The following is a 362-nucleotide window of genomic DNA, read 5'->3' as shown; positions in this document are numbered from 1 at the left end:
CTCTGATCGATGGTGCAGACTGTGCCTATGTCACCTTTGACAACAAAGGCACTGCTCTCTGCGGGATTGAGGAAGCTTATAACCAGGGAGATATTGATTGGAAGAAACCCGTTTCCTGTCATCTTTATCCTGTACGCACCCGGGATTACTCAGAATTCTCTGCAGTGAATTATCATCACTGGTATATCTGCGACGACGCCTGCACCCTTGGAAAAGAACTACAGGTACCTGTATATAAATTTGTTAAAGATGCTCTTATCAGGAAGTTTGGTGAAGACTGGTATGCCGAGCTTGAAAAAATCGCTGAGAAACAAAAAGAGCAGGAGGCTTAATATTTTACTCATCTGTTTTTTGGACCACAA

Annotated in this window: 1 protein-coding gene; it reads left to right on the top strand. The window is 43.1% G+C overall.

The features are described 5' to 3' along the window. Window positions 1–332, top strand: a 332-nt coding sequence (locus tag HC175_RS20875) for a DUF3109 family protein (protein WP_168139901.1), incomplete at its 5' end; no start/stop codon positions are given. Between the last annotated feature and the right edge of the window lie 30 nt (window positions 333–362).

Source organism: Salinimicrobium oceani, assembly GCF_012037645.1.
This window is presented reverse-complemented; position numbering and strand designations above follow the sequence as displayed.